Annotated in this window: 7 protein-coding genes, 1 pseudogene and 1 riboswitch; of the genes and pseudogenes, 5 read left to right on the top strand and 3 right to left on the bottom strand. The window is 68.1% G+C overall.

The genetic code is table 11. From position 1 onward, the window contains the following. Positions 1 to 393: pseudogene (locus tag ACSAMQ_RS12890) on the bottom strand (hypothetical protein); the annotation flags it as partial. A gap of 135 nt (positions 394 to 528) precedes the next feature. Then, positions 529 to 751, top strand: a riboswitch (cobalamin riboswitch). 300 nt (positions 752 to 1,051) lie between these two features. On the opposite strand from ACSAMQ_RS12890, the gene ACSAMQ_RS12885 reads away from it, so the two are divergent. The 4 genes from ACSAMQ_RS12885 (at position 1,052) to ACSAMQ_RS12870 (ending at position 6,410) form a co-directional block, all read left to right on the top strand. Continuing rightward, the gene (locus ACSAMQ_RS12885; RefSeq protein WP_435396028.1) at positions 1,052 to 3,547 is read left to right on the top strand and encodes a ribonucleoside-diphosphate reductase subunit alpha; all 2,496 of its coding nucleotides are present in this window, start codon (positions 1,052 to 1,054) and stop codon (positions 3,545 to 3,547) included. 124 nt (positions 3,548 to 3,671) lie between these two features. Beyond that, positions 3,672 to 4,691, top strand: a complete 1,020-nt coding sequence (locus ACSAMQ_RS12880) for a ribonucleotide-diphosphate reductase subunit beta (protein WP_435396027.1) — start codon at positions 3,672 to 3,674, stop codon at positions 4,689 to 4,691. Between the two features lie 97 nt (positions 4,692 to 4,788). Continuing rightward, positions 4,789 to 5,160: an acyl-CoA thioesterase gene (locus tag ACSAMQ_RS12875; protein ID WP_435396026.1), complete on the top strand. Its 372-nt coding sequence runs from the start codon at positions 4,789 to 4,791 to the stop codon at positions 5,158 to 5,160. Between the two features lie 203 nt (positions 5,161 to 5,363). Next, on the top strand, positions 5,364 to 6,410 hold the full coding sequence (locus ACSAMQ_RS12870) for an aldo/keto reductase (protein WP_435396025.1): 1,047 nt from the start codon (positions 5,364 to 5,366) through the stop codon (positions 6,408 to 6,410). A gap of 46 nt (positions 6,411 to 6,456) precedes the next feature. Here the strand turns inward: ACSAMQ_RS12870 and ACSAMQ_RS12865 are convergent, their stop codons facing one another. Next, complete coding sequence (locus tag ACSAMQ_RS12865) at positions 6,457 to 8,577, bottom strand: TonB-dependent receptor (RefSeq protein WP_435396024.1); 2,121 nt, start codon at positions 8,575 to 8,577, stop codon at positions 6,457 to 6,459. A gap of 141 nt (positions 8,578 to 8,718) precedes the next feature. Continuing rightward, positions 8,719 to 9,867 carry a hypothetical protein gene (locus ACSAMQ_RS12860; RefSeq protein WP_435396023.1) on the bottom strand — a complete coding sequence of 383 codons (1,149 nt, stop codon included), beginning with the start codon at positions 9,865 to 9,867 and terminating at the stop codon, positions 8,719 to 8,721. A gap of 112 nt (positions 9,868 to 9,979) precedes the next feature. Here ACSAMQ_RS12860 and ACSAMQ_RS12855 point away from each other — a divergent pair, with 112 nt between their 5' ends. After that, the gene (locus ACSAMQ_RS12855) at positions 9,980 to 10,120 is read left to right on the top strand and encodes a hypothetical protein (RefSeq protein WP_435396022.1); all 141 of its coding nucleotides are present in this window, start codon (positions 9,980 to 9,982) and stop codon (positions 10,118 to 10,120) included. The last annotated feature ends 8 nt before the right edge of the window (positions 10,121 to 10,128 follow it).

Genomic DNA, 10,128 nt, shown 5'->3' with positions numbered 1-10,128 from the left:
GGCGGCGGTGGCGTCGTGCGGGATCGGCGGCGGCAGGTTGGCCGGCGGCGGCGGCAGCGTGGGCGCCGAAACCGGCGGAACGGTTCCGGGCGAAGTGAAGGCGGGGGGCTGAGTGACGCTGGGTGGAGCCGTCGGAGGTGGCGCAGTGGCGGGAGCCACCGGCCGCGGCGGACGCACTGTTTGCGGCGGCGCTTCGCGCGCGATTCGCTCGGCCAGGGTTTCGTCGCCGCGGTGGTCGAATCTCGCTTCGCTCAGGGACTCGGCCTGCTCCGCCACGCGCTGCTCGAGCCGGGACAGCCGCGCCCTGAGCCCGGCGATTTGCGCCAGCGCCACGATGAGCAGGATCGGCACCAACACCACCGCCAGAATCAACAAACCGATCAGTGCTTCCATCACCCGTCCCTGTTCCATGTGCCGTGCGCTTGGTCACGAACGTTACACCAAGCCGCAAGCCTTGAAGGACAAGGCTTCACGCATTCTATACACAGCTTGTTCACCACATATCGCGTTGACGGAATCGGGAAACCACACTATGTTGTGCCTGTCGGTGCCGATCGCGAGATCGGCTCAATAGGGAAGCCGGTAAGGACGCAGCCGTTGCGACGTCCAAAGCCGGCGCTGCCCCGCAGCGGTATGGGAAACGAACGCTATCAAGCACTGGGCGCGCCTCGCGCCTGGGAAGCGGTAGCCAGTAGGAGACGCGAGTCGTCGTGTCCCGAGCCCGAAGACCTGCCGACAGCCGCGCGCTGCACACCGCGCGGTACCGGCCCAGGAGTCTTCGGGGGAAGACGGCCGGTGTCGCAGCACGATGGCTCCGCCGTCGTGCTCGTTCCGTTGCGGCGCCGCCACGCGCGCCGAGACGGAACGCGCCCGTCTCGGGCCGCGCGACACCTCGCCTGCAAGCTCCCGAGTTCCGCGCCCGCGGGGGCATGGCCGTGCCATCCGACGACGCCGCTGCGCGGCCGGTCGTCGATGGCGCGTCCGCGTTCTCCGCGCGTCGCCCTTCGCGGGAAGGTCGGCGATCCGTGCACCCACGCCCCGGAGTTACGCCATGACCACGCTCGCACCCGAATCGTCCGCCGCCTCCCCCGCCGCCGACGCCGCCGCCCGACCCGCCCGCGACCCGCAAGCCGGCACCGGCTTCGCGCTGACCCCGCCCGCGGCCAACCTGACCATGAGCGTGACCAAGCGCAACGGCCGCCGCGAGCCGGTTGACCTCAACAAGATCGTGCGCGCGGTGACCCGCAGCGGCGAAAACCTGTACGCGGTCGACCCGATGCGCGTGGCCACCCGCACCATTTCCGGCCTGTACGACGGCGCGACCACGCGCGAGCTCGACGAGCTGTCGATCCGCACCGCCGCCCTGCTGACCGCCGAAGAACCCGAATACGGCCGTCTCGCCGCGCGCCTGCTCGCCGGCGTGATCGAGAAGGAAGTCGCCGGCATCGAGATCCATGCGTTCTCGCAGTCGATCCAGCGCGGCTACGATCTGGGCCTGATCAACCAGCGCCTGCTCGACTTCGTCCAGGCCAACGCGCGCAAGCTCAACGACGCGATCGACCGCAACCTCGACGCGAAGTTCGACTACTTCGGCCTGCGCACCCTGTACGACCGCTACCTGCTGCGCCACCCGACCGCGCGCACCGTCATCGAAACCCCGCAGCAGTTCTTCCTGCGCATCGCCTGCGCGCTCAGCGAGGACGTCGGCGATGCGCTCGCCCTGTACCGGCGCATGGCCCAGCTCGACTACATCCCCAGCTCGCCGACCCTGTTCAACGCCGGCACCACTCACGAGCAACTGTCGAGCTGCTTCCTGCTCGACTCGCCCGAGGATTCGCTGGAAGCCATCTACAAGCGCTACATGGACGTGGCCAAGCTCAGCAAGTTCAGCGGCGGGATCGGCCTGAGCTATACCCGCATCCGTTCGCGCGGCTCGCTGATCCGTTCCACCAACGGCCTCAGCAACGGCATCGTGCCCTGGCTGAAGACCCTCGACGCCTCGGTCGCCGCGGTCAACCAGGGCGGCAAGCGCAAGGGCGCGGCCTGCGTCTACCTGGAGCCGTGGCATGCCGACGTCGAGGAGTTCCTAGAGCTGCGCGACAACACCGGCGACGAAGCGCGCCGCACCCACAACCTCAACCTGGCCAACTGGATTCCCGACGAATTCATGCGCCGGGTCGAGGCCGACGCCGACTGGTCGCTGTTCGACCCGTCCAAGGTGCCGCAGCTGACCGACCTGTGGGGCGAGGCCTTCGACCGCGCCTACCACGCCGCCGAAGCGGCCGGCCTGGCGGTCAAGAAGGTCAAGGCGCGCGACATCTACGGCCGGATGATGCGCACCCTGGCGCAGACCGGCAACGGCTGGATGAACTTCAAGGACAAGTCCAACCGCGCCTCCAACCAGACCCTGCGCGAGGGCAACGTCATCCACCTGTCCAACCTGTGCACCGAGATCCTCGAGGTCACCTCGCAGGACGAGACCGCGGTCTGCAACCTGGGCTCGATCAACCTCTCGCATCACGTCGAAATGTACGAGGGCCCCAGCGCTAACAAGGGCGTGGGCGCGTTCGATTTCGACAAGCTCGCCGAAACCGTGCGCCTGGCCGTGCGCCAGCTCGACCGCGTCATCGACCTGAACTTCTATCCGATCGAGACCGCGCGCCGCGCCAACCTCAAGTGGCGCCCGGTCGGCCTGGGCTCGATGGGCCTGCAGGACGTGTTCTTCAAGTTGCGCCTGCCGTTCGATTCGGAGCCGGCGCGCAAGCTCGCCCAGGAAATCGCCGAGGCCATCTATTTCCACGCCCTGTCGGCGTCGAACGAGCTGGCGATGGAACACGGCAAGCACCCGTCCTTCGACGACACCCGCGCCTGCATCGGCGAGCTGCAGTTCGAAGCCTGGGGCGTGACCCCGTCGCAGCCCGAGCGCTGGGACGCGCTGCGCAAGCGCATCGCCGAGCACGGCCTGCGCAATTCGCTGCTGATCGCGATCGCGCCGACCGCGACCATCGCCTCGATCGCCGGCTGCTACGAGTGCATCGAGCCGCAGGTGTCGAACCTGTTCAAGCGCGAGACCCTGTCCGGCGACTTCCTGGTGGTCAACAAGTACCTGGTCGAGGAGCTCAAGAAGCTCGGCCTGTGGACCGCCGAGATGCGCGACCGGATCAAGATGGCCGAAGGTTCGATCCAGTCGGTGACCGAAGTGCCGGAGGCTTTGCGCCAGGTCTACCGCACCGCATGGGAATTGCCGATGCGCTCGCTGATCGACATGGCCGCCGAACGCGGCGCGTATATCGACCAAAGCCAGTCGCTCAATCTGTTCATCGAGAGCCCCAACATCGGCCAGCTCAGCTCGATGTACATGTACGCCTGGAAGAAAGGCCTGAAGACCACTTACTACCTGCGCTCGCGCCCGGCCACCAAGATCGCCAAGACCACGGTCAGCGCGCCGGCGACGCCGAAGCCGGAACTCGCGCCGGTGGAGTTCACCCCCAGCGAAGCGATCGCGTGCTCGCTGGAAAATCCCGAGTCCTGCGAAGCCTGTCAGTAAACCGCACGTCCCCCTGTAGGAGCGGCGTAAGCCGCGACCGCGACATCGCGCATACGGCGCAAGCCTGTAACTCCGCAGTCGCGGCTCACGGCGCTCCGACAGGGGCTGCATTAAGGAAACACCCATGTCCACCGATTCAACACGCCTGCTGCTCGATCCCGGCTTCGACCTCACCCTGCGGCCGATGCGCTACCCGCACTTCTACGAGATGTACCGCGATGCGATCCGCAACACCTGGACCGTCGAGGAAGTCGATTTCTCCCAGGACGTCAACGATCTCAAGCATAAGTTCGGTCCGGCCGAGCGCCACCTGATCGAACGCCTGGTCGCGTTCTTCGCCACCGGCGACAGCATCGTCTCGAACAACCTGGTGCTGAACCTGTACCAGCACATCAACGCGCCGGAAGCGCGCATGTACCTGTCGCGGCAGTTGTACGAGGAAGCGCTGCACGTGCAGTTCTACCTGACTCTGCTCGACACCTACCTGCCCGACCCGAACGAGCGCGCCAAGGCATTCGACGCGGTCGAGAACATCCCCTCGATCCGCGCCAAGGCCGAGTTCTGTTTCCGCTGGATCGATTCGATCCAGGGCCTGCGGCGCATCGAAACCCGCGAGCAGCGCCGCCAGTTTCTGCTCAACCTGATCTGCTTCGCCGGCTGCATCGAAGGCCTGTTCTTCTTCGCCGCCTTCGCCTACGTCTACTACCTGCGTTCGCGCGGCCTGCTCAACGGCCTGGCCTCGGGCACCAACTGGGTGTTCCGCGACGAGAGCTGCCATATGGCGTTCGCGTTCGAGGTCATCCGCACCGCGCGCGAGGAAGAGCCCGACCTGTTCGACGCCGACCTGCGCGCGCAGGTGGTGAAGATGTTCGAGGAAGCGGTCGAGTGCGAATACCAGTTCGCCCGCGACGTGCTGTCCGGCGGCGTCGTCGGCCTGTCGCTCAAGGACATGCGCCAGTACCTGGAGTACTGCGCCGACCAGCGCATGGCCCAGCTCGGCATGCCCAAGCATTTCGGCTCGACCAATCCCTTCGCCTTCATGGACCTGCAGGACGTGCAGGAAGTGACCAACTTCTTCGAGCGCCGCGTCTCGGCCTACCAGGTCGGCGTGCAGGGCGAAGTGGCCTTCGACGAAGCGTTTTGAAGCACGAACGACTGCGGAGGAACGAATAACGAGCGAAACCGCCGCTCTCTACCGTTACTCGTTCCTCTGACTCGTTCCTCTTGAACAGGCCTCACCCATGATCGAAGCGCGCATGACCGAGATCGTCTTTCCCGACCACACCAACCACCTGGGCACGCTGTTCGGCGGGCAGGCGCTGGCGTGGATGGACAAGGCTGCCTTCATCGCCGCCTCGCGCTATGCCCGGCGCACCGTGGTGACCGCGCGTTCGGAGCAGCTCGATTTCCATACCGCCGTGCCGAAGGGCGCGTTGGTCGAGTTGATCGCGCGCGTGGTCGAGACCGGCCGCACCTCGATGCAGGTCGAAGTCGAGATGCACAAGGAAGACCTGCTTTCGGGCGAATCGCAGCTCGCCACCCGCGGCCGCTTCACCATGATCGCGCTCGACGGCGACGGCAAGCCCACGCCGGTGCCGCCGCTGCCGCGCTGAGGCCTCTTCGCTTCGGCGCGGCACCGGCGCCCACTCGCGCCGTTATCGGCAGCACGGCCGCATGCCTCGCCTCGCCTCGCCTCGCCTCGGCATCGGCATCGGCATCGGCATCGGCATCGGCGCAACTTCACCAAAGCAAGTTGCGGATATTTCGCCGGCACTGCGCTGCCTAGACTCGTGGCTCCCTCCGATGGAACCACCTCATGCGTCTGGACGATTACCGCACCCTGGGCCGCTCCGGCCTGCGTATCAGCCCGCTCTGCCTCGGCACCATGACCTTCGGCAACGACTGGGGTTGGGGCAGCGACACCGACGAAGCGCGCAGCGTGTTCGATGCCTATCTCGACCGCGGCGGCAACTTCATCGACACCGCCAACCTCTACACCGGCGGCAGTTCGGAACGGCTGATCGGCGAGTTCGCCCGCGGCCGCCGGGACGCGCTGGTCATCGCGACCAAGTTCTCGCTGTGCATGAACCCCGGCGACCCCAACGCCGGCGGCAACCACCGCAAGAACCTGCGCCAGTCGGTCGAGGCCAGCCTGCGCCGGCTCGGCAGCGACTACATCGACCTGCTGTATCTGCACGCCTGGGACGCGACCACGCCGGTCGAGGAAGTGATGCGCGGCTTCGACGACCTGGTCCGCGCCGGCAAGGTGCTGTACGCGGGCGTGTCGGACCTGCCGGCCTGGCAGGCCGCGCGCATGCAGACCCTGGCCGAGCTGCGCGGCTGGTCGCCGCTGGTCGCCCTGCAGACCGAGTACAGCCTGGCTCAGCGCGACAGCGAGCGCGAACTGCTGCCGATGGCGGCCGAGCTCGGCCTCGGCGTCACCGCTTGGTCGCCGTTGGCCTCGGGCGTGCTGACCGGCAAGTACGCACGCGCCGACCTCGATGCCGGCAACGCCGAAGGCCGTCGCGCGGTGGCGATCGGCAATGGCGCGTTGACCGAACGCGCGCTGGACATCGCCGAAACGGTCAAGGCGGTCGCGGCCGAACTGGAACGGCCGGCGGCGCAGGTCGCCCTGGCGTGGCTGTTGCGCCGGCCCGGCGGCGTGGCGCCGGTGATCGGCGCGCGCACCCTGGCCCAGCTGCAGGAGAATCTCGGCGCGCTCGAGGTCGAGTTCGACGACGCGCAATCGCGCCGCCTCGACGAGGCCAGCGCGGTCCCGCTCGGGTTCCCGCACGATTTCCTGGCCCTGCCCGGCATCCGACAAGTGATGTTCGGCGGTGCGCGGATCGAACGCCGCTGGTGAGTCGCCGGCGCCGCGGCCGAAGCCGGCCGCGGCGCCGACGGGGCGATCAGAAGCGGTAATCGGCCGTCAGGCTGAGCGTGCGCGGCGCGCCCGGTGTGTTGAAGCCGTCGACCGAACCGTGGGCGGAGCTGAAATAACGCCGGTCGAACGCGTTCTCCAGGCGCAGGCGCCAGTCCCAGGGACCGCTGCGGTAGCGCAGGTTGAAGTCGAAGCGGGTGAACGCCGGCAGCACGCTCAGATTGGTCGGCGCCGCGTACTGCATCGATACGTGCTGGACCAGGCCGCCGACGCTGATACCGCGTCCGAGCAGGTACTCGGCATAGACCGAGGCGCTGTGGCGCGGCGTCAACGCCGAGGTTCTGCCTTGCAGGGAAATGCCGTTGGCGATGTTGTTGGACTTGCTGATCTCGCCGTCGAGATAGGCATAGCCGGCGTACAGGTCCAGGCGCCGCTGCAGCAGCGAGGCGGCGAAGCCGAGTTCGGCGCCGCGGGTGCGCTGGGTGCCCACGCCGATCTGCCGGCGCGGGTCGACCGGGTCGGTGGTCTTGATGTGCTCGCGCTCGGTCTCGAACACGGCCGCGTCGAAACTCACCAGCCCGTCGGCACTGGCGAACTTGTAGCCGAGTTCGCGATTGGCGGTGGTCTCCGGCTGCAGATCGACGTTGACCGTGCTCAGCGGCAGGCTCTCGGCCGAGGGCTGGAACGACTCGCCCCAGTTCGCGTACAGCGACTGCTGCGGCGTCGGCATCCAGATCAGGCCGAGACGCGGGCTCCATTCGCGGTCGCTGCGGTCCAGCGCCGGCGCGGCGGGGTCGAGGCGGTCGCGGGTCTGCTGGCGGTAGTCGTCGTAACGCGCGCCGATCACTGCCTTCCACTGCGCGTTCAAGGCGATCTGGTCCTGTACGTACACGGCGGCGTTGCGCAGCCGGCTGCGCGCGGCCGCTTCGGCCTTGGGATTGAAGATCGAGGGGCTCAGTACCGGTGCGAGCAGGTCGACCGGCGTGGCGATGCCGCCGTAGCTGGCCTGGTCCTTGCGCTCGTAACTGAACTCGCTGCCGAGCAGCAGGCGGTGGCGTTCGCCCTCGTGCACCAGATCGGCCTGCACGAACCAGGCCTGCTGGTCGCGTTCGTTGCCGGCATGGCGCCGGTTCGACAGCCAGCGGCCGTTGCGCTGGAACGGGTTGCCGGTGATCAGGGTATTGCGCCGGTCCAGGCGGTAATCGGTGCCGCGCACGGTCACGCGCAGGTCGAGGTCTTCGCTCAACGCGTTGGCGTAGGTCGCGTTGAGCAGGTGGACGCGGGCGCGGCTGTAATCCTGGTCGCGGGCGTCGGAGGAGCCGTAATAGGTATCGATCGGCACCTCGAGCGGCCGCCCGAACAGGCTCGGGATGCCGAAGTCGGTCACCCGTTCGTCGCGCTGCGCACTGGCCTGCAGCAGCAATTGCCCGCCGCCGAGTTCGAAGCGGTACGAGGGCGCGATCAGCCAGCGTTCGATGAAGCCTTGCTCGCGGAAAGTGTCGGAATCCTCGTAGGCGCCGACCAGGCGCCCGGCGCCGATGCCGAGCGGTCCGGTCAGGTCGAACTCGCCGCGCCGTCCGCCCTCGCTGTCGGCATAGATCCGCAGCTTGCCTTGCGCCGCGTCGAGCGGCTGCTTGCTGACCCGGTTGATCAGGCCGCCCGACGAGCCGCGGCCGAACAGCATCGCCGACGGCCCCTTGAGCACTTCGATGCGCTCGGTGTTGGCGAGATCGCGGTAATACATGGCGTCGTCGCGGACGCCGTCGAGGTATTGGTCCGACAGCGCGCTGAAGCCGCGGATGGCGACCTGGTCGCGCTGGCCGTCGCCGTTGTTGAGGCCTACACCCGGCACCAGCGCCAGCATTTCGTTGAGCGAGCGCCCGCCCTGCGCGTCGATCAGGGCTCGCGGCAACACGGTGATCGCCTGCGGAATCTCGACCAGGGCGGTGTCGGTCTTGGTCGCGCTGCGGCTGCGCCCGGCGCCGAAGCTCGGTCCGGCCTGGCCGTGGACCTGGATCTGGTCGAGTTGGTGGACGTCCGTGTCGGCTGCGGTGTCGGCTGTGAGTGTGGCCGCAGCCGCGTGCAGCGGCGCCAGGCAAAGCGGCAGCAAGGCCAGCGCGAGACGCGCCGGCCTGAGAAACGAAGGCATGGGGATGCAGCTCCTGCGTGACGGGGTCTGGCTTGAACCCGCAGGGCTCTGGCTATGACAGGGCGCAGATTCTCGCCGCAGTCCGCGGTCGCCGCAAGCCGCGCTGCGACGGCGTTGCGATCGTCTCCTCAACCGACGAGGTTACTCGGCGCTCTGGTTGGCGCTCTGGTTGGCGCTGTTGTCGGAACGCTTCTTCGACGCGCCCGCGGTGGCCGGCGCGTCGCCGCCGGCCGCCTCGTCGCCGGCCAGCGGCAGGCGCCGCAGGTCGCGGGCATACAGGTCGGCCGGGCTGTCTGAGGGACAGGTCTCGTCGGGGAAACCGAACTGCCGCTGCAAGGCCTTCGCGCATTCCGGCATGGAAGCGAAGTTCTTGCCGGTGGCCATGCACTGGGCGTCGAAATCGCGGCGGAAGGCGTCGCGGCGGCGGACGAAGTCTTCGCCGCACTTGCGGGTCAGGCGGATGCGGTCGAGGTCGTCCTGGGCGGCGTTGGTGCCGTCGAGGCCGAATTGTTTCAACTCGTCTTCGGTAAGCAGGCGCAGGTCGCGGTTGGCGATCGTCATCATCAGGTCGGCGACGCCGGTGGCGACGCCGTTGCGCTCCAGGTAATCGCGCACCTGCTGGTTGATCGCCTTGAGCTCGCGGCTGAGTTCGGCGCGCGAGGTCGCGGTCGAGCGGTCGCGCATCAGCCGGTGGATGCCGACCTTGCCCTCGATCGAGCGGGTGTCGCCGGCGGCCAGCACCAGCACGCAGGCGCTATGGCAGACCGATTCCTCGCGCACCCAGATCGCCCAGCCCGACTCGGCGATCGAGTCGCCGGCGCGGATCGCTTCCTCGACATGGCCGCCGCTGGAGTCGATGTCGAGGATACGGGTCTGGATTTCCATGCGCGTGGCCATCGCGGCGACGCGCTGCACCAACGCGGTGAAGCCGGCGCCGATCTTGCCCTGGTAATGCAGCCGCACCACGCCGCTGGACCGGCACGGCGACAGCGCGTCGACCAGGCTGAAGAAGTCCAGCGAGGTCAGCGCTTTGCCGTCGCCGAAGCGCGGGTAGTCGTATTCGCAGCTGATCCTGGCCACGCCGCCGTCGAGCTTGGCCGGCGGCCAGTACGTGCCCTGCAGGATGTCGGTCTCGCTCGGCGCGGCCGCGGCGGCGACCTTCGGCGATTCGTTCTGGCTGCCCATGGTGACCGGCTCGGCGGCCGCCGGCGGCGGCGCGGCGGAATCCCTCCCGCAAGCCGCCAGTCCGAGCAGGCACAAGGTCAGCGCAAACGTCCTTCTGAAAAGCATGGTCCACCCATCGGATTCGGGATCGCGCGGGCCGTCCTGGTCCCGCGCCGCGCATCGTCGCCGCACCTCGAACGTTAGCCCCGCCGCCCGCGAAGCTCAACGGCAGGAGGTCATGGCATTCACGGTCGTCGACGCGGCCCATCATCGTCGGCGACGCATGAACGGCAGCCGGGGAATCACCGTCCGCGGCGACGCCGGCGGCAGCGGCCACAAATCGCAAACCGGGTCCACGCATCGCGATCGCGGCGATTGACTTCGCCC

This window comes from Lysobacter sp. 1R34A, from assembly GCF_051217035.1.
Classification (GTDB): Bacteria; Pseudomonadota; Gammaproteobacteria; order Xanthomonadales; family Xanthomonadaceae; genus Lysobacter.
The sequence above is the reverse complement of the archived record's forward strand: the minus strand, read 5'-3'. Positions and strand labels throughout refer to the sequence as shown.